This is a genomic window from Bacillus sp. PDNC022 (assembly GCF_016919285.1).
GTDB classification, from domain to species: domain Bacteria; phylum Bacillota; class Bacilli; order Bacillales; family Bacillaceae; genus Bacillus; species Bacillus safensis.
On sequence record NZ_CP070345.1, the window covers coordinates 337,796 to 360,531 of the forward strand.

At 42.4% G+C, this 22,736-nt stretch carries 24 protein-coding genes and 1 other annotated feature; of the genes, 19 read left to right on the forward strand and 5 right to left on the reverse strand.

Translation table 11 applies throughout. The features are described from left to right. The first annotated feature begins 78 nt into the window (after positions 1 to 78). From mnmA to JVX94_RS01795, 6 genes are all read left to right on the forward strand, one after another. A complete protein-coding gene (mnmA, locus tag JVX94_RS01770; protein WP_205184376.1) occupies positions 79 to 1,197 on the forward strand; it encodes a tRNA 2-thiouridine(34) synthase MnmA in 1,119 nt (372 codons plus the stop codon). A gap of 60 nt (positions 1,198 to 1,257) precedes the next feature. Next, positions 1,258 to 1,911: a tetratricopeptide repeat protein gene (locus JVX94_RS01775; RefSeq protein WP_025092425.1), complete on the forward strand. Its 654-nt coding sequence runs from the start codon at positions 1,258 to 1,260 to the stop codon at positions 1,909 to 1,911. A 19-nt stretch (positions 1,912 to 1,930) separates the two neighbouring features. After that, positions 1,931 to 4,315: an SF1B family DNA helicase RecD2 gene (gene recD2 / locus JVX94_RS01780; RefSeq protein WP_205184378.1), complete on the forward strand. Its 2,385-nt coding sequence runs from the start codon at positions 1,931 to 1,933 to the stop codon at positions 4,313 to 4,315. A 73-nt stretch (positions 4,316 to 4,388) separates the two neighbouring features. After that, the gene (locus tag JVX94_RS01785; protein WP_095409171.1) at positions 4,389 to 4,907 is read left to right on the forward strand and encodes a PRC-barrel domain-containing protein; all 519 of its coding nucleotides are present in this window, start codon (positions 4,389 to 4,391) and stop codon (positions 4,905 to 4,907) included. A 13-nt stretch (positions 4,908 to 4,920) separates the two neighbouring features. Beyond that, entirely contained in the window at positions 4,921 to 5,112 is a 192-nt protein-coding gene (locus tag JVX94_RS01790) for a hypothetical protein (RefSeq protein ID WP_003216308.1), read from the forward strand. Positions 5,113 to 5,132: 20 nt separating this feature from the next. Then, the gene (locus tag JVX94_RS01795) at positions 5,133 to 5,264 is read left to right on the forward strand and encodes a YrzQ family protein (protein ID WP_003216198.1); all 132 of its coding nucleotides are present in this window, start codon (positions 5,133 to 5,135) and stop codon (positions 5,262 to 5,264) included. 79 nt (positions 5,265 to 5,343) lie between these two features. Here JVX94_RS01795 and JVX94_RS01800 read toward each other — a convergent pair whose 3' ends face one another. From JVX94_RS01800 to JVX94_RS01815, 4 genes are all read right to left on the reverse strand, one after another. Further along, positions 5,344 to 5,994, reverse strand: a complete 651-nt coding sequence (locus tag JVX94_RS01800; protein WP_024427867.1) for an amino acid ABC transporter permease — start codon at positions 5,992 to 5,994, stop codon at positions 5,344 to 5,346. Between the two features lie 15 nt (positions 5,995 to 6,009). Further along, on the reverse strand, positions 6,010 to 6,663 hold the full coding sequence (locus JVX94_RS01805) for an amino acid ABC transporter permease (protein WP_144471224.1): 654 nt from the start codon (positions 6,661 to 6,663) through the stop codon (positions 6,010 to 6,012). Between the two features lie 77 nt (positions 6,664 to 6,740). Beyond that, the gene (locus JVX94_RS01810) at positions 6,741 to 7,550 is read right to left on the reverse strand and encodes a transporter substrate-binding domain-containing protein (RefSeq protein ID WP_197198303.1); all 810 of its coding nucleotides are present in this window, start codon (positions 7,548 to 7,550) and stop codon (positions 6,741 to 6,743) included. 13 nt (positions 7,551 to 7,563) lie between these two features. Beyond that, positions 7,564 to 8,292 (reverse strand): amino acid ABC transporter ATP-binding protein, encoded by a 729-nt coding sequence (locus tag JVX94_RS01815; RefSeq protein WP_048238982.1) that lies wholly within the window; start codon positions 8,290 to 8,292, stop codon positions 7,564 to 7,566. A 230-nt stretch (positions 8,293 to 8,522) separates the two neighbouring features. On the opposite strand from JVX94_RS01815, the gene JVX94_RS01820 reads away from it, so the two are divergent. The 13 genes from JVX94_RS01820 (at position 8,523) to udk (ending at position 21,773) form a co-directional block, all read left to right on the forward strand. Beyond that, a complete protein-coding gene (locus JVX94_RS01820) occupies positions 8,523 to 9,587 on the forward strand; it encodes an AI-2E family transporter (protein WP_205184381.1) in 1,065 nt (354 codons plus the stop codon). Positions 9,588 to 9,631: 44 nt separating this feature from the next. Continuing rightward, positions 9,632 to 9,839: a binding site (T-box leader), on the forward strand. Between the two features lie 80 nt (positions 9,840 to 9,919). Beyond that, positions 9,920 to 12,556, forward strand: a complete 2,637-nt coding sequence (alaS, locus tag JVX94_RS01825; RefSeq protein WP_144484754.1) for an alanine--tRNA ligase — start codon at positions 9,920 to 9,922, stop codon at positions 12,554 to 12,556. A gap of 89 nt (positions 12,557 to 12,645) precedes the next feature. Beyond that, on the forward strand, positions 12,646 to 12,912 hold the full coding sequence (locus JVX94_RS01830; protein ID WP_008358522.1) for an IreB family regulatory phosphoprotein: 267 nt from the start codon (positions 12,646 to 12,648) through the stop codon (positions 12,910 to 12,912). 3 nt (positions 12,913 to 12,915) lie between these two features. Further along, on the forward strand, positions 12,916 to 13,332 hold the full coding sequence (gene ruvX / locus JVX94_RS01835) for a Holliday junction resolvase RuvX (protein ID WP_024423113.1): 417 nt from the start codon (positions 12,916 to 12,918) through the stop codon (positions 13,330 to 13,332). A gap of 15 nt (positions 13,333 to 13,347) precedes the next feature. Continuing rightward, positions 13,348 to 13,629: a DUF1292 domain-containing protein gene (locus tag JVX94_RS01840; RefSeq protein WP_024423112.1), complete on the forward strand. Its 282-nt coding sequence runs from the start codon at positions 13,348 to 13,350 to the stop codon at positions 13,627 to 13,629. Positions 13,630 to 13,782: 153 nt separating this feature from the next. Then, positions 13,783 to 14,349 carry a biotin transporter BioY gene (locus JVX94_RS01845; protein ID WP_205184383.1) on the forward strand — a complete coding sequence of 189 codons (567 nt, stop codon included), beginning with the start codon at positions 13,783 to 13,785 and terminating at the stop codon, positions 14,347 to 14,349. Then, the gene (locus JVX94_RS01850) at positions 14,349 to 15,809 is read left to right on the forward strand and encodes an acyl-CoA synthetase (RefSeq protein ID WP_205185493.1); all 1,461 of its coding nucleotides are present in this window, start codon (positions 14,349 to 14,351) and stop codon (positions 15,807 to 15,809) included. The genes JVX94_RS01845 and JVX94_RS01850 overlap by 1 nt, the downstream gene beginning before the upstream one ends. Beyond that, positions 15,797 to 16,885, forward strand: a complete 1,089-nt coding sequence (locus JVX94_RS01855; RefSeq protein WP_205184384.1) for an acetyl-CoA C-acyltransferase — start codon at positions 15,797 to 15,799, stop codon at positions 16,883 to 16,885. Before JVX94_RS01850 ends, JVX94_RS01855 begins: the two co-directional genes overlap by 13 nt. A 73-nt stretch (positions 16,886 to 16,958) precedes the next feature. Continuing rightward, positions 16,959 to 18,041: an endolytic transglycosylase MltG gene (gene mltG, locus JVX94_RS01860; protein ID WP_144484746.1), complete on the forward strand. Its 1,083-nt coding sequence runs from the start codon at positions 16,959 to 16,961 to the stop codon at positions 18,039 to 18,041. A 211-nt stretch (positions 18,042 to 18,252) separates the two neighbouring features. After that, positions 18,253 to 18,918: an O-methyltransferase gene (locus JVX94_RS01865; protein WP_039180249.1), complete on the forward strand. Its 666-nt coding sequence runs from the start codon at positions 18,253 to 18,255 to the stop codon at positions 18,916 to 18,918. Beyond that, the gene (locus JVX94_RS01870; protein WP_144484744.1) at positions 18,915 to 19,844 is read left to right on the forward strand and encodes a peptidase U32 family protein; all 930 of its coding nucleotides are present in this window, start codon (positions 18,915 to 18,917) and stop codon (positions 19,842 to 19,844) included. Before JVX94_RS01865 ends, JVX94_RS01870 begins: the two co-directional genes overlap by 4 nt. A gap of 20 nt (positions 19,845 to 19,864) precedes the next feature. Continuing rightward, the gene (locus JVX94_RS01875) at positions 19,865 to 21,133 is read left to right on the forward strand and encodes a peptidase U32 family protein (RefSeq protein ID WP_024423107.1); all 1,269 of its coding nucleotides are present in this window, start codon (positions 19,865 to 19,867) and stop codon (positions 21,131 to 21,133) included. A 7-nt stretch (positions 21,134 to 21,140) separates the two neighbouring features. Continuing rightward, positions 21,141 to 21,773 (forward strand): uridine kinase, encoded by a 633-nt coding sequence (gene udk, locus JVX94_RS01880; RefSeq protein ID WP_024423106.1) that lies wholly within the window; start codon positions 21,141 to 21,143, stop codon positions 21,771 to 21,773. A 52-nt stretch (positions 21,774 to 21,825) separates the two neighbouring features. Here udk and JVX94_RS01885 read toward each other — a convergent pair whose 3' ends face one another. Further along, a complete protein-coding gene (locus JVX94_RS01885) occupies positions 21,826 to 22,173 on the reverse strand; it encodes an Ig-like domain-containing protein (RefSeq protein WP_205184386.1) in 348 nt (115 codons plus the stop codon). Between the last annotated feature and the right edge of the window lie 563 nt (positions 22,174 to 22,736).

The window sequence follows — 22,736 nt, forward strand, 5'->3', positions numbered from 1 at the left end:
GTGTGTGAAAAATGAAACAGCGAAGCACCTAAAGAACGAAACGCGCATGTTGTTTCATTGAAATTGGAGTTGATGAAGATGACAAAAAGACCAGAAGATACACGAGTTGTGGTCGGTATGTCTGGAGGAGTCGATTCATCAGTTGCCGCTCTTATGCTAAAGGAGCAAGGCTATGATGTCATCGGCATATTTATGAAAAACTGGGATGACACTGATGAAAATGGTGTTTGCACAGCAACGGAGGACTATGAGGATGTCATCCGCGTATGTAACCAAATTGGAATCCCTTATTATGCAGTGAATTTCGAGAAGCAATATTGGGACAAAGTGTTTCAATATTTCCTTGATGAATATAAAGCGGGCAGAACGCCAAACCCAGATGTCATGTGTAACAAAGAAATTAAGTTCAAGGCATTCCTTGAACATGCACTGTCACTTGGTGCAGATTATTTGGCAACAGGCCACTATGCCCGTGTTGATAGAACAGGCGATGAAGTCAAAATGCTGCGAGGTCTTGATGCAAACAAAGACCAAACGTATTTCTTAAATCAGCTGACTCAGGAACAACTTGATAAAGTCATGTTCCCAATCGGTGATCTAGAGAAAAAAAAGGTTCGTGAATTGGCAAAAGAAGCAGAGCTCGCAACAGCAGCGAAAAAAGATTCAACTGGTATCTGCTTTATTGGGGAAAGAAACTTTAAAACGTTCCTTAGTCAATATTTGCCTGCACAGCCTGGTGTGATGCAGACAATGGACGGAGAAGTAAAAGGGGAGCACGATGGACTGATGTATTACACGATCGGTCAGCGCCAAGGACTTGGCATTGGCGGCAGCGGTGATCCTTGGTTTGTTGTTGGGAAAGACTTGGAGAAAAACATCTTGTTTGTTGAACAAGGCTTCCACAATCCACTTTTATACTCTGAAAGTATTTCAGCCGTTAATATCAGCTGGACTCGTCCTCATATTGTCGGGGAAAACGGTGAATTAACTTGCACAGCAAAATTCAGATACCGTCAAGAAGATCACCATGTGAAGGTCAAAATGACAGGTGAGCAAGAAGCAATGGTTATCTTTGATGAACCTGTTCGTGCTGTTACTCCGGGACAAGCGGTTGTTTTTTATGATGGCGACGAATGTCTTGGCGGCGGTACAATTGATGATGTCTTCAAGGGTGGTCAAAAGCTGTCGTATGTGTAACATGTTTTCAAAACCTCAACGTCGCTGTTGAGGTTTTTTAATGAAAGGATGAGAGAGCGAATGAATCATAACGAAATCGGCATAGAAGCCTTGAATCAAGGGAATATCGAAAAAGCAGCTGAAGCTTTTACAAAAGCGATCGAAGAAAGCCCGAAGGATCCGGTTCCATATATTAACTTTGCGAACTTACTTTCAAGTATCAATGAATTTGAACGTGCTTTAAACTTCTTTCAAAAGGCAATTGAACTTGATCACACTGCAGCCGCAGCCTATTACGGGGCAGGAAATGTGTATACATTAAAAGAAGACTTTATGAAAGCGAAAGACTACTTTGAACAAGCACTAAAAGCGGGCATGGAAAATAGTGATTTGTTTTATATGCTCGGGCAGACGCTTATCAAATTAGAGCAGCCTAAGCTTGCGATGCCGTATCTTCAGCGTGCCGTTGAACTAAACGAAGAAGATAACGAAGCAAGATTTCAATTTGGCATGTGCTTAGCCAATGAACACATGCTGGAAGAAGCGGTGACAACTTTTACCGAAGTCATCACGCGTGATCCTCAGCATGCAGATGCCTTTTATAATTTAGGGGTTGCGTATGCGTACTTAGAGAAAAAAGACGAAGCACTTGAGATGCTGGGTAAAGCCATTGACGTGCAGCCTGACCATATGCTGGCACTACATGCGCAAAAGCTGATTCAAGAGGCAGAATAAATGGAAGGAGGGAAGACCTGTGCAGGAACATCCAGATCAAATGAAGCTTGAGGACGAACCGTTTTTAAAGGGGACCATTCAAGCCGTTATTTTCCATAATGAAAGTAATTTATACTCGGTGTTAAAGGTGAAAGTCATTGAAACATCGGAAAACTTAGAGGAAAAAACAGCATCTGTCACAGGCTACTTCCCAGCACTTCATGAGGAGGAAACCTACACCTTCTATGGCAAAGTCACAAGCCACCCGAAATTTGGTGAACAGTTTCAGGCCACTCATTTTCAAAAGGAAGTGCCGACAACGAAGCAAGGAATCATTCATTATCTCTCAAGTGATTTATTTGAGGGGATAGGGAAAAAGACGGCTGAAGAAATCGTGGGGCAGCTTGGCAGTCAGACGCTCCATAAAATTATGCGTGACCCAGCTGTTTTGTATGATGTTCCGCGCTTATCAAAAAAGAAGGCGGATAAGCTGGCCGCAGCGCTTCAGGAGCATCAAGGGCTGGAACAAATTATGATCAGCCTGAATCAATATGGCTTTGGTCCACAGCTCAGTATGAAGATTTACCAAGTGTATGAAAGTGAAACGCTGCAGAAAATCGAGGAAAATCCCTATCAGCTCGTTAAGGATGTCGAAGGAATCGGATTTATTAAGGCGGATGAGCTTGGCGCTAGAACAGGGATCTCAGGAAATGACCCAGAGCGGATTCGTGCCGCCTTGCTATATACAGTGGAGACAGCTAGTCTTCAGGACGGTCATACGTACATACAAACAAAAGATTTGATCGTCGAAACCCGCAAACTGCTCAACCAAACAGGTAATGATTACAAAGTGACTGAAATGGATGTCGCCAATCAGATCATTGCACTTGGCGAAGGAAAAGAAATGATCATTGAAGACGACCGCTGCTATCATCCATCCTTATTTTATGCGGAGCAAAGTGTCGCCAAACGCATTCAAAAAATCGTCTCCCAAACAGAATATGCAGATCAATTTCCTGAATCAGAATTTCTGCTTGCACTTGGGGAGCTGGAGGAGCGGTTAGGCGTTCAGTATGCACCGACACAAAAGGAAGCGATTCAAAAGGCACTCATGTCCCCGATGCTGCTTTTAACAGGCGGGCCTGGAACAGGGAAGACAACAGTCATTAAAGGGATTGTCGAGCTTTACAGTGATCTTCACGGTGTATCTCTTGATCCGAGTGATTATAAAAAAGATGAATCGTTCCCATTTGTACTTGCGGCACCAACTGGACGGGCGGCTAAACGGATGACAGAATCAACAGGGCTTCCAGCTGTCACCATTCACCGGCTGCTAGGCTGGAACGGTTCGGAGGGCTTCTCGCATGATGAGGAACAGCCAATTGAAGGAAAGCTTGTCATCATTGATGAATCAAGTATGCTGGATATTTGGCTTGCGAATCATTTGTTTAAAGCGATTCCTGATCATATTCAAGTGATTATGGTAGGGGATGAACATCAGCTGCCTTCTGTCGGACCAGGCCAAGTTTTACGGGATTTGCTTGCCTCAAAAGCCGTGCCGGCTGTTACCTTGACAGATATTTACCGGCAGGCAGACGGCTCAACCATTGTTGAACTTGCACATGATATGAAAAATGGTGTGCTGCCAAAAGATATTACTGCACGCTCAAAGGATCGGTCCTTCATTCAGTGTTCAGCTGATCAAATGAAAGAAGTCATTGAGAAAGTCGTCAGCAATGCTGCTCAAAAAGGGTTTTCAGCAAAGGACATTCAAGTGCTGGCACCGATGTATAAAGGAAAAGCAGGCATCAATGAGCTCAACAAAATGCTGCAGCACATTTTGAATCCTAAAAAACCAAAAGGCAGAGAAATCCCGTTTGGTGATGTGGTGTACCGGACAGGTGATAAGGTGCTTCAGCTTGTGAATCAGCCGGAGAACAACATTTTTAACGGTGATATCGGCGAAATTGTCTCGATTTTTTATGCAAAAGAAAATACAGAAAAAGAAGACATGGCCGTCATCTCCTTTGATGGAAATGAAATCACCTTTACGAAAAAGGATTTTCATCAATTTACACACGCCTATTGCTGCTCCATTCACAAATCACAAGGCAGTGAATTCCCAATTGTTGTCCTGCCAGTCGTGAGAAGCTACTACCGAATGCTTCGGCGGAATCTGCTGTACACAGCCATTACACGCAGTAAAAAGTTTTTAATACTGTGCGGCGAGGAATCAGCGCTGGAGTGGGGCGTGAAAAACAATGAGGATTCCCTCAGACAAACGTCCTTAACGATGCGGCTCGTGCAAACCGAACAAATCATGGATGCTGAACTTGAAGCGCTCCAAAAAGAGCTTCCGTTTAGCGTACATGACGCAAATATTGGCATGGAGGGAATCACTCCGTTTGATTTTATGCATGAGTAGAAGGCTTCCATATGGAAGCCTTTTAGCGTGAAAAGAGTTTCACCCATTCCGTTCATGGAAGCCATTTCTTCGTATGAGTCATGAAGCAAACGCACACGATAAGACTGTTCCGCAAAAGGTGGTTGAGCACATTTTGAGAACATGCCGAGAACTTGAAGGAATGACGATCTATACAGATGAGCTGTCCCAATCACTTGGTTCCATAAAAGATATTTGCTTTTTAGCCGGAGGCAGCTGCGGAGGATATGTGTTAGAGGGGAAAAAGAAAGACAGTGCCCTCATTCCATTCTCTGCTTTTGATCAGCTGACAGACAAAGGTTTATATGTGAGCTGCCAGGAGGGAATAGGCATGGATTCCTCTGCTCCATCCTTGTTATTTTCGAAATTAAAAAAGAAAATGATGCAGTCGCCTGATGGTGAAAATTTAGGCATTTTGGAAGATGTATACTTTTGCTCAAATTCGGGCACAATCGTAGCATATGAACTCTCGGACGGCTTCTTTACAGAGCTATCAGGGATTCGGAAACAGCTGCAGGCTGCCGGAACCTTGATGAACGTTCAAAAGGAAGCACTGGTTCTAAACCGAACGTAAAGAGGTGCTGATTATGCTCATTTGCCCAAATTGCAAATGTAAAGACATCGGAAAAATTGGGGTCAATCAATATTATTGCTGGGGCTGTTTTATTGAATTGACACTGTCAAAAGGCAAAATATCTACACACCAAGTGGAGGAAGACGGGACACTAAGCAGCTTAGATGATCTGTTTAGTGACGATGAACGTTCAATTCAACTATAAGTGTTAAGGGGGAATTTCGAATGGGCAAAATGACTTCTTCACTATTAACGCTTGGTGCAGGTGCACTCGCATATCACTTTGCAAGCCGATATGATATGCCATCAAAGCGGGATATGAAAAAGCTAAGAAAACGTGTTATGAGAATGATGTAAACAAAATGGGCTAAAATGATTTTCATTTTAGCCCTTTGTTTTTTTCACTGAGGCATCCGCTATGAGCGGATGTCCTTTTTTATGCCTGCCTGTATTCTAATCGTCTTGCAAGAATGGATAAGCTGAAATTGACGACAAAATACATCATAGCCGCCAATAGGAAAATAGGCAGTAAATAGGATTGGCTCTGACCATTTAATATTTGTGCGTGATGTAATAATTCTGGAAGCGCAATGACTACGGCAAGCGACGTATCTTTTAAAAGGGATATGAATTGACTGACAATTGGCGGTACCATTCGGCGCAGTGCCTGCGGCATAATAATCATTTTTAATGTTTGAATATAGGTTAAACCAGAAGACCTGGCTGCTTCGATCTGACCCTTATCAATTGATTTAAGGCCGCTCCGAATAATTTCTGACAGCATCGCGGATTCAAACACGGTTAAAGCCGCAATAGCAGAGGCTGTGATACTCAGCTTGATGCCGATCTCAGGCAATGCAAAATACGTGAAAAAGATGATCAGCAAAAGCGGCAGGTTTCGAATGGTCTCTACAACTACCGCAAGCACCTTCGATAAAACCGGTATTTGAGCGAACCGTAATGTGCCAACGACTAATCCAATGATAAAGCTCAAAATGATGGAGATAAAAGCCACTTTTAAGGTGACAGCAAATCCTTCAAGTAAAAAGGCGAGATGATCAGGCTGGTAGGCACCTATAAAATCCATGATGTTTCCTCCTTTCTAGTGGCTTCTTGCTAATCTTCTTTCTAAATAACCAACACCTAGACTAAGCGGAATGGTTAATAGCAAATAGAACATCGCAACAAAGATGTAGACATCAAACGTCACAAATGTTCTAGATGCAATAAGGTCTCCTTGATACATAAGATCAAACCCTGCAATGACACCTAAAATCGAGGAGTTTTTAACAAGGTTTATAAATTGATTCCCAAGAGGAGGAATGACGATTTTAATCGCCTGCGGCAAAATGATATACCGCATCGTACCGCCATATGACAGGCCTGAAGCGCGTGCTGCTTCCATTTGTCCAAGCGGCACAGCTTGTATCCCTGCACGAATGGCTTCAGCAATAAAGGCAGAGGTATAAATGGCAAGAGCAATCGTACCAGCAGTAAAGCCATCTGCTACAATACCCAGCACGGGTAAACCAAAGAAGAAAACAAAGGTGATCAATAATAACGGAATATTCCGAATAAATTCCACGTAAGCCGTCCCTAACCAGTTGAGCGGCTTGAGTGGCGCAATTCTCATAACGGCAATGAGTGTACCGATCAAAAAGCTTCCAATCAGAGCAATCACACTTGCACCAATGGTATATTTAAAACCTTCTAAATAAAGATGAAAGTTTTCAGTGAGAATGGAAAACCGCAGCAATCAGTTCACTTCCTTCCTGATCAACAGGGGAGCCAATAAGCGGCTCACCTGAGGCATCGATCTTGACGAATCAAACGTTATTCTTTGATCCATTTTTTAAGAATCTTGTCATACTCTCCATTGTCTTTTAACGTTTTTAATGCTTTATTGATCGCATCTGTTAATTCTTGATCCCCTTTTTTCACAGCAATACCATAAGGCTCATCTGTAAAGGTGCCGCCGACCACTTCATAATTTGAATCCTCATCTGCCATACCAAATAAGATCGCATTATCAGTTGTCAGCACTTGCCCTTGATTTGATTTTAAGGCTGTAAAAGCCTCCTGATAGTTCTCAAATTCTAATACGGATGCTTCAGGTGCTTTCTCACGGATATTTTGAGAAGAAGTAGAGCCTTTCACGGCCAGCACCTTTGTTCCTTTTTTAAGATCATCAATGGATTGAATGTCGCTTCCTTTTTTCACAAGCAGTGATTGTCCTGCTTCAAAGTATACATCTGAGAAATTGACTTCTTTTTTACGCTCTTCTGTAATTGTCATGGTCGCAACAATTGCATGAATATCTCCTTTTTGAAGCAAAGGAATTCTCGTTTTAGATGTGACTTCTTTGAATTCTGCTTTTCCTTTATCGCCGAGTATTTCCTTTGCGATGGCTTTTGCAATGTCAATATCAAATCCTTCAATATCGCCGCTGCTCGGATTTTTTAGACCGAATAAACGTGTGTCATTTTTTACACCGAAAATGATTTTTTTGTCTTTCTTAATGGCTTCTAATGAGCTTCCTTGTTTTGCATCAGTTGAGCCTTTTTCAGTAGATCCACAAGCAGTCAAAGCGGCGATGCAGCAAGTCATAAAGAGCAGCAGGCCAAAGCGTTTCATTTTTTTCATTAAACCATTCCCCCTAGTGATTTAAAATACGGCTTAAAAATAATTGGGCACGTTTCTCTTGCGGTTTTTCATAAAATGCAGCCGGTGTTGATTCTTCAAGAATTCTGCCTTCATCAATAAAAACAATGCGGTCGGCCACTTCGCGGGCAAAGCCCATCTCATGCGTGACGACAACCATGGTCATGCCTTCACGGGCCAGCTGCTTCATCACATCTAATACCTCGCCGATCATCTCTGGATCAAGTGCAGATGTCGGTTCGTCGAAAAGCATGACCTCTGGCTTCATCGCAAGCCCTCTTGCAATGGCAACGCGCTGCTGCTGTCCGCCAGAGAGTCTTGAAGGATAGGTGTCTGCTTTTTCAGGAATGCCGACTTTATTTAAATAAAATTCAGCTGTTTCCTTTGCTTCTTCCTTGCTCACTTTTTTGACCTTCATCGGCGCAAGCATAATGTTTTCAAGTACCGTCTTATGCGGATAAAGGTGAAAATGCTGAAAGACCATGCCGATATTTTGCCTGACAAGATTGATGTTGGTCTTCGGATGCTGAACAGACACTTGGTTGACGAGAACTTTTCCCTCATCAATGCTTTCAAGACGATTGATACATCTGAGCATCGTGCTTTTTCCAGATCCTGAAGGACCGATGATCACAACAACCTCCCCTTTTTGAATATGTAGGTTAATGTCCTTAAGTACATGGAACTGGCCATAATGCTTGTTGACTTCTTCGAATGTGATCATGAAGAACCTCCTCTTGTGTATCATTGGCTAAAGCTAAAGTGGATTCTAGCACAACTTGTGTAAAAAGAAGTAAATGATGGAATATTTTCTGACGAGATTTTACAGCAAACAGTGACTTTGGATGGAGCTGTATGTTTCATGTGTATTCATTTTTAACAAAGTTAGGACAAATTTTATTTACGTGGATAATTGCAGAAGATGGTTAAACAATAAGAAGAGAGGTGAAAAAGGTGAAGAAACGTCCGATCCAATTTCTGATATATGCTGCAGGGGTTCTGCTTGTCCTTGCATCCTTGCTCATTTTACTGCAGCTTGACGAGTTATGGATGCCTATTTTTTTATTGCTGAAGGCGGTTCTGATTCCGCTTCTCATTGCCATTTTTATTTCTTATCTGCTTTATCCTATTGTTGAAAGACTGCATGCAAGAGGACTGCCAAGAACAGTCAGCCTCCTATTGATCTATGTCCTGTTTTTTGGCGGGATTGGGTTTGCGGTTTATAAAGGAGCGCCTGTTATGATCACGCAGTTAAATGAGCTGTCAGAACAGATTCCTGTCCTTGCCGAAACGTATAATGGCGCATTATCACATATTCATCGTCATACGAGTCACTGGCCTGACGGACTTCACGACCGCTTGGATCGCTTTATTGTTCAATCGGAGACATATGCAGCCAACGGCGCTGAGCGGATGATTCTTAGCTGTAAAGTTTTACTTGATTACGCATTAGTCGCAGCACTCATTCCTTTTCTTGTTTTTTATATGGTAAAAGACATGAACATGATGAAGCGGGCGGCATGGTATTTAACGCCGCCATCATTTAGGAAGAGGGGGCACGCTTTTGTCAAAGCAGTGGATGAATCGCTTGGTGATTATATTCGAGGGCAGCTGCTTGTCTGTTCTTTAATCGGGGGTGCAGCAGCGATTGTGCTTTGGCTTTTTCATATCCCGTACCCGCTCGTCCTTGGTATGATGATAGGAGCAACGAATGTGATACCGTATTTTGGACCGATTATTGGCGCAGTTCCTGCCGTCTTTATTGCGTTTACCATTTCGGTGAAATCGGTCATCATTGTGCTGATCACAGTAGCGGTGCTTCAATTTTTAGAGAGTAATGTCCTCAGTCCAATCATTGTAGGGCGAAGTCTTCATATGCATCCTGTTGTGATTATGCTTGTCTTGCTAGCAGGAGGGGAGCTGTTTGGCTTAATTGGGATGATTTTAGCAGTACCAACAGCTGCGATTATTAGGGTGGTCATTGTGCAATATATCCTGATGAGGCGAAGCGTTCATTGACAAGACGAGCCGAGTTGTCTATAATAATTTCGATTCATACATATTGAAATTCAATGACGGACCCGAGTACGTTAAAAAGCTGTTGCAGAGAGAGGCTTTATTTGCTGAGAAAAGCCTTATCAGACCTTTAACGGAAGCTAGTCCCGAGTGCAGATAAACACTGCCGCTCTCTTCCGGCGTTATCGGATGTGAAGGTGATAGACGAATTTGTCTATAATCAGGGTGGTACCGCGAGAACATCTCGTCCCTGTGTAAGTCGTTTTGTGCTTGCATAGGGCGGGATGTTTTTGTGTTTGTGTGGAGATTGATGAATGAAAAGGGAGGATTTTTGAATGAAAACTTTAACTTCAGCTCAAGTACGTCAAATGTTTTTAGACTTTTTTAAAGAAAAAGGACATGCTGTAGAACCGAGTGCGTCACTTGTACCGCATGATGATCCGACACTTTTATGGATCAACAGTGGTGTGGCAACATTAAAAAAATACTTTGATGGCCGCGTCGTACCTGACAATCCGCGTATTTGCAACGCGCAAAAATCGATTCGTACGAATGATATTGAAAATGTAGGGAAGACAGCACGCCATCACACGTTCTTTGAAATGCTTGGCAACTTCTCTATTGGTGACTATTTTAAAGAAGAGGCCATTGAATGGGCGTGGGAATTCCTCACAAGTGACGAATGGATCGGCTTTGATCCGAATTTGTTATCTGTGACAGTCCACCCAGAGGACGAAGAAGCATATATCCTTTGGAGAGATAAAATTGGTGTGCCTGAAGAACGTATTATTCGTCTTGAAGGAAACTTCTGGGATATTGGCGAGGGCCCAAGCGGACCGAATACAGAAATTTTCTATGACCGAGGCGAATCATACGGTCACGACTTGAACGATCCAGAATTATACCCTGGCGGGGAAAACGAGCGTTATCTAGAAGTATGGAATCTTGTGTTCTCTGAATTCAACCATAATCCAGATGGGTCATACACACCACTTCCGAAGAAAAACATTGATACAGGGATGGGTCTTGAACGAATGGTATCTGTCATTCAAAATGTGCCGACGAACTTCGATACAGACCTATTTATGCCAATTATTCGTGCAGTTGAGACCATTTCTGGAGAAAGCTATGGCGAAACAAAGGAAAAGGATACAGCATTCAAAGTCATTGCTGACCACATCCGGACAGTTGCCTTTGCTGTAAGTGACGGAGCACTTCCTTCCAATGAAGGCCGCGGATATGTATTAAGACGTTTGCTGCGCCGTGCTGTGCGTTATGCAAAAACGATCCATATCCACCGTCCGTTTATGTATGATCTAGTGCCAGTTGTTGCTGAGATCATGAAGGATTTCTACCCAGATGTACAAGCAAAAGAAGAATTTATTGCGAAAGTCATCAAAAACGAAGAAGAACGCTTCCATGAAACACTGAACGAAGGGTTAGCCATTTTGTCAGAAGTAATTAAAAAAGAAAGAGACAAAGGCAGCACACAGATTTCAGGTGAAGATGTATTTAAACTGTATGACACGTATGGATTCCCTGTCGAGCTGACAGAAGAATATGCAGAAGATGAGAACATGACAGTTGATCGAGAAGGCTTCCAAGCGGAAATGGAGAAGCAGCGTGAACGGGCAAGAAATGCGAGACAAGATGTCGGCAGTATGCAGGTTCAAGGCGGCGCATTAGGCGATATTAAAGTAGAAAGCACATTTGTTGGCTACGAAAATTTAACTGCGGATACTCGCATTATCGAATTGCTTCAAAATGGTGAAATTGTCTCGGAAGCACATGAAGGAGACACGGTGCAAATCTTGTTAGATGAAACACCTTTCTATGCGGAAAGCGGCGGACAAGTAGCGGATAAAGGAACACTAAAAAGTGCAGAAGCCATCATTGAGATCAAAGATGTGAAAAAAGCGCCAAACGGTCAGCATGTCCATGAAGGAGTCGTTGTAAGCGGTACGGCTCAAAAAGGTCTCGAGGTCACTGCTGAAGTGGAATCAGCTCTTCGAAAAGGCATTGTGAAAAACCATACAGCGACACACCTTCTGCATCAGGCGCTGAAAGATGTATTAGGCAGCCACGTAAACCAAGCAGGGTCATTGGTGAATGAAAACAGACTTCGCTTTGATTTCTCTCATTTTGGACAAGTGACGAAAGAAGAATTGTCTCAAATTGAAAAAATCGTGAACGAAAAGATATGGGAAGGTATCTCTGTTGCTATTGATCTGAAACCAATTGCTGAAGCAAAAGAAATGGGTGCAATGGCGCTCTTTGGCGAGAAGTATGGCGATATCGTGCGTGTTGTCCAAGTGGGCGATTACAGCATTGAGCTATGCGGCGGCTGTCACGTGCAAAACACTGCGGAAATCGGTTTGTTTAAAATTGCGTCTGAGTCGGGTATTGGTGCTGGAACACGTCGTATTGAAGCTGTGACTGGTAAAGGTGCTTATGAAGAATTAAATGACCAGCTGGCGATTTTAGAGCAGGCAGCAAGTGAGCTGAAGTCAAATACGAAGGATGTACCAAAACGGATTGCTTCATTACAGGCAGATTTAAAAGAGGTTCAAAGAGAAAACGAATCTCTCCTTGCGAAATTAAGCCAAGCAGAAGCAGGCTCTATTTTAGAGAAAGTGACAGAAGTTGGCGGAGTGAAAGTATTAACTGAAAAAGTAAACGCTAAAGACATGAACCATTTAAGAACAATGGTTGATGACTTGAAAGCTAAATTAGGATCAGCTGTCATCGTGCTGGGAGCCGTTCAAAACGGAAAAGTAAACATTTCAGCAGGAGTGACTAAAGACGTGATTGAAAAAGGTCTGCATGCAGGAAAGCTTGTGAAGCAGGCAGCTGAAATCTGCGGCGGAGGCGGAGGCGGACGTCCAGATATGGCTCAAGCAGGCGGAAAACAACCAGAAAAGCTTGAAGAAGCACTGGCAACTGTCGAAGAATCTGTCAAATCCGTTTTATAATCAGGCGATGTAGTGTAGAATAATGGTATTAGATGAGCGGTTAGAAAAAAGCTTGCTAGTAGAATGTTGGAAGAGAGGTGCAAGAAGCAGTGAGTTCATTTGATAAGACAATGAAGTTTAACTTCTCTGATGATTCAGCTGAAACCAATGTGAATGAAGTGCTCATTACAGTTCATGACGCACTCCAAGAAAAAGGATACAACCCGATCAATCAAATTGTCGGATACTTGCTGTCAGGCGACCCTGCTTATATTCCAAGACATCAGGATGCACGCAACCTAATTCGTAAACTAGAACGAGACGAATTAATTGAGGAATTGGTTAAATCGTACTTAGAGACACATAAAGAGGCGTAAAACATGAGAATTTTAGGCTTGGATTTAGGCACGAAAACCCTTGGTGTTGCGATCAGTGATGAAATGGGATGGACAGCGCAAGGGATTGAAACAATTAAAATTGATGAAGCAGGCGGAGACTTTGGTCTCAGCCGCCTGTCTGAGATCATAGCGGAATACGGAGCAGATAAAATTGTACTTGGCTTTCCAAAGAATATGAACGGTACGGTCGGTCCAAGAGGCGAAGCCAGCCAATCATTTGCGAAAGTGCTAGAAAACACGTACAATGTTCCTGTTGTGCTTTGGGACGAGCGTCTGTCAACAATGGCAGCGGAAAAAATGCTCATCTCTGCAGATGTGAGCAGACAAAAGCGTAAAAAAGTCATTGATAAAATGGCGGCTGTCATGATCCTGCAAGGATATTTAGACAGCTTAAATTAAAATGAGGTGAATCAAATGGAACACGGAGAAAAGCAAATTACAATCGTTGATGATAATGGAAATGAACAGCTTTGCGAAGTACTATTTACTTTTGAAAGCGACCATTTTAACAAATCATATGTTCTTTACTACCCAATTTCTGAGCAAGACAATGAGGAAATTGAAATTCATGCATCAAGCTTCACACCGAATGAAGACGGTGAAGATGGCGAGCTAGAGCCGATTGAAACGGATGAAGAGTGGGACATGATTGAAGAAACGTTAAATACGTTCTTAGATCAAGAAGACGAAGAATAGAACGAATAAAAGGCCTGTGAACAGATCTTCATGATCTTTCTTCACAGGTCTTTTTTACGGCTATTATGTTAACTTAATTTCATTTTATGTTGACATAATGAGCTGCACCTTTTACTCTGTTTTTAACAATAAATTGAGTGAGGTGCATGGATATTGAAAATACAAGATATGATGCAAATAGCATTAATGACAGCAGTCATCGGGATGTTAGGCTTGATTCCGCCGATTTTACTTACATTTACACCTGTACCGATTACATTGCAAACCGCAGGTCTTTTGCTTGCTGGGGGGCTGTTAAAGCCAAAGCAAGCACTGATCAGTTTATGTCTTTTTCTTTTGGTTGTGGCAGCAGGCGCACCTCTTTTATCAGGAGGGAGAGGCGGAATTGGGGTCTTTTTTGGGCCAAGCGGTGGCTTTCTACTTGCTTATCCAATTGCTGCCTTCATGATCAGCCTATGGGTGAATCGGCTGAAAAAAGTATCCGCACTGCGTCTTTTTGCGATCTATGCGGTTTGCAGTATTGGGATTTTATATTTATGCGGCATTCCTTTTCAAGCCATGATGATGCATATTAAGGTCACGCAGGCAGCTTTTCTTAGTTTAATTTATCTTCCAGGTGATTTCATCAAAGCGGGCATGTGTGCTGTCTTTACAATCAAAATCATTCAGGCCATGTCATATCGAAAAAGGGATCTGCATAAAGGGAGGCGTGCAGTTTGATCAGAATAACGGAAAGCTATGCAGTGCATGCAGAAATGAAACCAGATCAGATTGCCATCATCGATGAGCAAGAAAGCATTACATATCAAGATTGGTACGAACGAGTACAGAGATCAGCGAAGTGGTTACAAGGAACGGCATATCAGCAAAAAAGAATCGCTTTTTTATTATCAAATGGTGCTTCTTTCTTGCAAATATTTGCGGGCGCTGCTTGTGCTGGGTGGACAGCCGTTCCGCTTGATCCGAGATGGAGTCATGAGGAGTGTGTAGAAAAGCTCTTGTTAAGTGAGGCAGGCCTCGCCATTATAGAGGATCGATTGATGAAAAGATTTGAACAAAGCAGCGTAGACATACCGATTATTTCTTTATCTGAATGGAAGGAAAGAATGAGCCTTCTCACAGACAGTCCATTCAGCAAAAGTGATACCGAGAAGGACCCAGTCTTTTATATGGGTTTTACGTCAGGATCAACGGGCTCACCGAAAGCCTTTATTAGGCGTCAGCAGTCATGGATCGAGAGCTTTCGAATGACCACCGCTTCATTTGGAATCACTCATCAAGATCATGTTCTCATATTAGGTACACTTTTATCCTCACACTTTTTATATGGTGCCATCAGTACATTATACTTTGGCGGCACAGTGACGCTTTTAGAAAAATTTGTGCCAGGAAAAGCAAAGAAAGCCTTAAAGACAGGTGATATCACCGTTATGTATACTGTCCCAACAATGACAGAAACGTTACTGCAAATCGATGCTTTTAGAGGGGACCATCCGCTTCTTGTCATGTCATCGGGAGCAGATTGGAGCATCTCTTCAAAAGAACAGCTCGTCACCAAGCATCCACATGTCACTTTTTTTGATTTTTATGGCACATCAGAGTTAAGTTTTGTCTCTTATTTGTCTTCAAATGATTTTCTGCAAAAACCTTCTTCTGTTGGACGGCCTTTCTCCTCCATTCAAGTAGAAGTAAGGCACCCCGATCATTCTGTCTGTCAGCCAAATGAAACAGGGAGGATTTATGTGAAAAGCCCAATGACTTTTTCAGGCTACTTACATGAGGAGAAACCCCCGCAGGAGTGGCTGACAGTTTACGACATGGGATGGCTGGATGAAGACGGTTATCTGTATATGAGCGGCCGCGAAAATGGCATGATTGTTTATGGGGGACTGAATATTTTTCCTGAGGAAATCGAGCGCGTGCTAAATGAACAGCCAGAGATAAAACGGTCGATTGTAGTTGGCGTTCCTGACCCATATTGGGGTGAAATCCCTGTTGCCATACTGGAGCAAGTGCCGCAAATAAAGGCGGTTCGACAAGCTGTCAAAGAAAAGCTTGCGGCCTACAAGGTACCAAAAAAATGGCTTGTAATTGATCAAATGATGGAAACATCCGGCGGAAAAATAGCCCGCGCGAGCATGAAAAGGTGGGCGGAGGAGCAATTGTCATGCAAGCAGTAATCGTACAAGCAAAACGAACACCCTTCGGTGACAAAAATGGGATGCTGAAGGATTATCGCCCAGAGCAATTAGCCGCTCCCCTTATTCGGCATTTGTCTCAGATCATGACACCAGATGACGTCATATTAGGCAATGTCGTCGGAGGCGGAGGAAATATGGCCCGTCTGTCCTCATTAGAAGCAGGTCTTCCTTTACATGTTCCTGGTATGACGATTGACAGGCAATGTGCATCGGGACTTGAAGCCATCAGAACAGCTTGCGTCATGGTTCAATCGGGGGAGGGCTCAAAGTATATTGCTGGCGGGACTGAGAGCATTTCTAGATCACCAATGAAAGAGAGAGCGCGCTTTTCACCGGAGTGGATAGGAGATCCGCATATGGGGGAAGCGGCAGAGCTGACCGCGTCGACATTTTCTGTCACGAGAAAAGAACAAGATGACTATGCCCTTTTAAGCTGGGAAAGAAGTTTAGCGGCATTCACACATGGTACATATTCAGAAGAAATCGTTTCGATTGATGGGATGAGCATAGATGAAGCGGCTGCTAAAATAAGACCGATGGCAAAGCTGATCAAACGGGCAAAGCCTGTATTTTTACCGGGAAAAGGAACTGTGACCGCCGCCAATAGCTGTAAGGAAGCAGACGGAGCAGCTGCTGTCGCTGTGATGGAAAGATCGCTAGCGGAAGCGAGTGGATATAAGGAGATGTTACGGTATGTCGGAAGCGCTGTGACAGCGATACATCCTCATTTTCCAGCTGCTTCACCAATTGATGCGATCAAGAAACTTTTGCATCAAGAGAACATAAAAGCAGAAGAAGTGGCGTTATTTGAAATCAATGAAGCGTTTGCGCTGAAACCAGCACTTATCGCCCGGACGCTGGGTATACCATATGACCGGATCAATAAAAGAGGCGGTGCACTTTGCCTTGGGCACCCTTACAGCGCGTCAGGAGCTGCTATGATGGTGAGATTATTTTATGAAGCGCACGCCTTACCGAATAGAAGTTATGTCATGGCTGCTATTGGAAGCGGTGGCGGCATTGGTTTAGCCGTGTTATGTCAAGTTCTGTCATGAGATGCATAAGCAAGTAATTGCCGAACTCCGTCGAATCATGTACTATAAAAGCTAGATGTGAGGAGGGCCATGCATGTTTTCAGAACAAAAGAAACGACCATTCTTCAAAAGAAAAATGGGGATCGTCCTGTTATCTGTCCTTGCTGTCATCATCATTGCAGCATTATCAGGCTTTTTATATGTTAAATCAGCACTCGGACCGGTCGATCAAAAAAGTAAACAAACCATCAATATTCATATTCCAAATGGGACATCTGTCCGCGAAATTGCAGGCATTTTAAAAGATAATGGGCTCATTTCGAATGACACGATTTTCACTTATTATGCAAAATACAAAAAAGCGTCCGGCTTTAAAGCAGGCTATTTTCATTTAAAACAAACAATGGACGCAGACACACTGATTAAAAAGCTGACATCTGGCGGGACAGATTACGCCTTTCAGCTAGTGATTCCTGAGGGAAAACAGCTGTCTGATATTGCAGCCATTATTGCAAACCAGACGAATTTTTCAGCGAAGGAAGTTGAAGCGAAGCTGGATGATCCTGCTTTTATTCAAACGTTAATGAAAAAGTATCCGAAAACCGTGACATCACAGGTGGATGGAAAACAGGTGAAACATCCGTTAGAAGGTTATTTATTCCCTGCTACGTATCCATTTTATCGTGAGGATGAGTCACTCGAAACGATCATTGAAGCGATGATTAAACAAACAGATCAATACGTGAAAACGTATGAAAAAGACATGAAAAAGAGAAACATGTCCATACATGATGTGTTAACGATGGCATCACTGATTGAAATGGAAGCAACAGAAAAGACAGATCGGGCAAAAATCTCAAGTGTATTTTATAACCGGTTGAAAAAGGACATGCCGCTTCAAACTGACCCAACCGTTCTTTATGCACTAGGTGAGCATAAATCCCGCGTTTATTACAAAGACCTGAAAGTGAAATCTCCTTATAACACGTATAACAACAAAGGGCTGCCGCCTGGACCTATTGCAAATGCTGGTGAATCCTCTTGGAAAGCCGCTCTGCATCCAGAGAAAACGGATTACGTTTACTTCCTTGCGAAGAAAAATGGCGAAGTCGTATTTACGAAAACGTTAAATGAGCATAATAAAGCAAAAGCGAAATACATCACAGGCAGCAATTAACGTACAAGTGAATCGAAAAAGACTGTAGACAATATGAGATTGCCTGCAGTTTTTTTCGTTGGAATATCCATTTTATAGGTTCGCAATTACCACTTCTTTGTGGTAAAATATATCGGGTTGTTTTTACTTAGATGAACGAAAGATTGACGAGAAAGAGAGCTGCAATAGGCAGGACTCTTCTTTTTCAGGTCATGAAGGAGCTAGACAGATAATGACTATCGAAGATGATCGAATAAATGATTATATTGAACATTTAATTCACCCAAGTCCTGATGCAATCGCTCAATTAGAGATATATGCAAAAGAGCATCATGTGCCAATTATGGAAAAGGTGAGCATCGAGCTTTTATTGCAGCTGCTTTCGATGAAAAAGCCGAAGAAAATTCTTGAGGTCGGGACAGCGATTGGCTATTCCGCCATTCGAATGGCAACAGCTCTGCCAGATGCTGAGATTTATACGATTGAGCGCAATGCAAAGCGCTATGAAGAAGCGACACGGAACATTGAGGAATTAAAGTTAAAAGAAAGAATACACGTGTTTTTTGGTGATGCAATGGAATCGGCTAAAACGGTCCAAACGATGGCGCCCTATGACGTGATTTTTATTGATGCTGCAAAAGGGCAGTACAAGCGTTTTTTTGAACTGTTTGAACCGATGCTCGCTCATGACGGAATGATTATTACAGACAATGTATTATTCAAAGGCTTAGTGGCGACAAATTATGAAGAAGAAATTGAAGATAAACGAAAAAAACAATTAATTGGAAAAATTGATCGATATAATCAATGGCTTATGTCAAACCCTGATTTCCAAACGTGCATTATTCCAGTTGGGGACGGGATCGCCATTAGTACAAAAAGAGGTGACCAATCATGAAGAAACCAGAATTGCTTGTGACGCCAAGCAGCGTGTCAGACGTACTGCCATTAATTGAGGCAGGAGCTGATGCATTCTTAATAGGCGAACAAACATACGGTATTCGTCTTGCAGGTGAGTTTTCAAGAGAAGATGTGAAACAAACGGTTCAGCTTGCACATGCCCATCACAAAAAAGTGTATGTGGCAATGAATGCGATTTTTCATAATGACCGCGTGCAGCTGCTTGGAGATTATTTAACCTTTCTCGATTCATTAAACGTGGACGGCGTCGTCTTTGGAGACCCAGCCGTGATCATGGCCGCAAAGGAAACAGGGGTGAACCTGAATCTTCACTGGAGTACAGAAACGACTGGAACCAACTATTACACTTGTAACTACTGGGGCAGAAAAGGCGCATCGCGTGCTGTTCTTGCTAAAGAGCTGAACATGGACAGTGTGATCGACATCAAAGAAAATGCTGAGGTGGAGATTGAAATTCAAGTTCATGGCATGACATGTATGTTTCAATCGAAACGTACGCTCATCGGCAACTACTTTGAATATCAGGGCAAACAAATGGACGTCGAAGGCAGAAATATGGAGGAAGGGCTATTCCTGCATGACCAAGAGCGTCAAAACAAATACCCTATTTTCGAGGATGCAAACGGGACACATATTATGAGTCCAAATGATGTGTGTATGATTGACGAATTAGAAGAGTTTGTTGACGCAGGCATTGACTCATTTAAAATTGACGGAATTTTAAAGTCACTTTCTTATATGACAGAGGTGACATCACTCTATAGAAAAGCAATTGATTTACTGACGACTGACAAAGACGCGTATGAAGATCAGAAAGAAGACTGGGTGAACCGGATTGAAGAGATTCAGCCAGTGAATCGTTCGATTGATACAGGATTCTTCTTTAAAGAAACGGTTTATTAATATAAGAGGAGGCAGAGGAAATGGCATTATTGAAAGATGGTATTTCTGAAATGATTGATGGGAAACGTGTCATTACAAAAAAACCAGAACTGCTTGCACCCGCAGGAAACTTGGAAAAGCTGAAAATTGCCGTACATTACGGAGCTGACGCTGTCTTTATTGGCGGGAAAGAATTTGGACTTCGCTCAAATGCAGATAACTTTTCAATTGAAGAAATGGCAGAAGGCGTCGCATTTGCAAACAAATATGGCGCACGCATTTATGTGACAACGAATATCTTTGCCCACAATGAAAACATGGACGGGCTGGAGGAATACCTTCAAGGGATCGAAGGCGCTGGAGTAGCAGGCATTATCGTAGCTGATCCACTGATCATTGAAACATGTAAACGGGTTGCACCGAAGCTTGAAGTCCATTTAAGCACACAGCAATCTCTTTCAAATTGGAAAGCTGTTCAGTTTTGGAAGGAAGAAGGGCTTGAGCGTGTAGTGCTCGCACGTGAAACAAGTGCGCTAGAAATTAGAGAAATGAAAGAAAAGGTCGATATTGAAATCGAAACATTCATTCACGGTGCAATGTGTATTGCATACTCTGGCCGCTGCGTGCTCAGTAACCATATGACGGCAAGAGATTCTAACCGTGGAGGCTGCTGCCAGTCCTGCCGCTGGGATTATGATCTTTATAAACTAGAAGGTTCTGAGGAAGCGCCCTTATTTGGTGAAGAAGATGCACCATTTGCGATGAGTCCAAAAGATTTGAAGCTTGTTGAATCCATTCCTCAAATGATCGAAATGGGAATTGACAGCTTAAAAATCGAAGGACGGATGAAATCCATTCATTATGTTGCCACTGTTGTAAGTGTGTATCGTAAAGTCATCGATGCGTATTGTGCTGATCCAGACAATTTTGTCATTCAGCAGGAATGGTTAGATGAATTAGATAAATGCGCAAACCGTGACACAGCGCCAGCCTTTTTCGAAGGCGTACCAGGAACAGATGAACAAATGTTTGGCATTCATGGAAAGAAAACGACATTTGATTTCGCAGGTCTTGTTCTTCATTATGATGAAAAAGAACAAATCGTGACATTGCAGCAGCGTAACTTCTTTAAGCAAGGCGACGAAGTCGAATTCTTCGGACCAGAAATTGAGAATTTCACATGCAAAATTGAGACGATTTGGGATGAAAAAGGAAATGAACTAGATGCCGCTCGTCATCCGCTGCAAATCGTCAAATTCAAGCTTGATCAAAAAGTATACCCTAGCAACATGATGAGAAAGGGGAAATAACAGCCACATGAGGAGTAAACCAGTTGTCATTGGTATTGCTGGCGGCTCGGGTTCAGGTAAAACGAGCGTCACCAATTCGATTTATGAAAAATTTAAAGGACATTCCATCCTCATGCTTCAGCAAGATTTATATTACAAAAATCAAAGTCATATGCCATTTGAAGAGCGCCTGCTCACGAACTATGATCATCCGCTTGCATTCGACAATGACCTGATGTTTGAGCATTTGGAACAGCTCTTAAGGTACGAATCCATTGAAAAACCAATATATGATTTTAAGCTGAACACACGTTCAGAAGAGACGGTTCATGTTGAGCCGAAGGATGTCATTATCGTTGAAGGTATCTTTGCGCTTGAAGACGAACGTTTGAGAGACTTAATGGATATTAAACTGTATGTTGATACAGATGCAGACCTTCGCATCATCCGCCGCATTTTACGCGATACGAAGGAAAGAGGCCGTTCGATCGACTCTGTGATCGAACAATATGTATCTGTTGTCAGACCGATGCATAATCAATTCATTGAACCGACAAAACGATACGCCGATATCATCATCCCAGAAGGCGGCCAAAACCATGTGGCCATCGACTTAATGGTCACAAAAATTCAAACGATTCTTCAAAACCGAGCAGAGTAATAGGTGGAGAAGAAAAAGACCTTTACACTGTAAAGGTCTTTTCAGCATCATATTAATAAACAGTAACGGAAACTTGTCCTAAGACAGACGTCCCTTTATAAAGAGTGATCGTGGCTTTGCCAGGTGAATTTGCGGTCACTATTCCATTAGAGCTAACAGAAGCTACACTCTGTTTATCTGTCCAATAACGTGTAGCTGCAGAATTATAGACCGAGTATTGCTCACCAACTCTTAAAGATACACTGTAATCTTGAATCGAAATCACATCTAAAGTTTGAAATCCAGACGAGCTGCTATTGACTGTGAAATCTGCTGTTTCTTTGGCCGAAGCCATGCCCATTAGTGAAAAAGATAAGGTAGAGATAGATAGAACAGAAACAATTGTTTTCTTCATGTTCATTTAAAACACTCCCTAGCATGTATTTGGTCTTGCATTGATAGAATTCAACAAAAACCAAATATTTCCTTGTTAATATTTGTTAATAATATGTGAACATTTATTAAAGCATCATTCTCAGAAAGAATCTTGAGGGTTTGATATGATAATAAAACAATGAAGAAAAGAAGAGATGGAGAAATCACTACAACATAGCGAAAGAATGAAGTTAAAAAAGTATATTAAAAAAACGACAAACAAATCATCACAAATTTTCAAACAATTCTTGATCAAAAAGCAATTTTGTAATAATATAGCATAGACATATCGTACACTGACCATATTATGTATTGGAAGATGGAGAATGGGAAAGCTATTCTTCTACATATGATCGAAATGGCCGAACGAGGTACAGGAGCTTCCTGTGCCTTTCCACAGTTTGTGCGATTTTAGACCGCTGCAAGTGGTCCTGTCTAATAAAAGGCATAATAGTTGCATCTAAAAGGGACGCCATGTAAGATGGACTTTTACGAATATGGGACAGAAGGAATGAGGGCCTGAACATGTCCTCATTCTTGTATATTTCA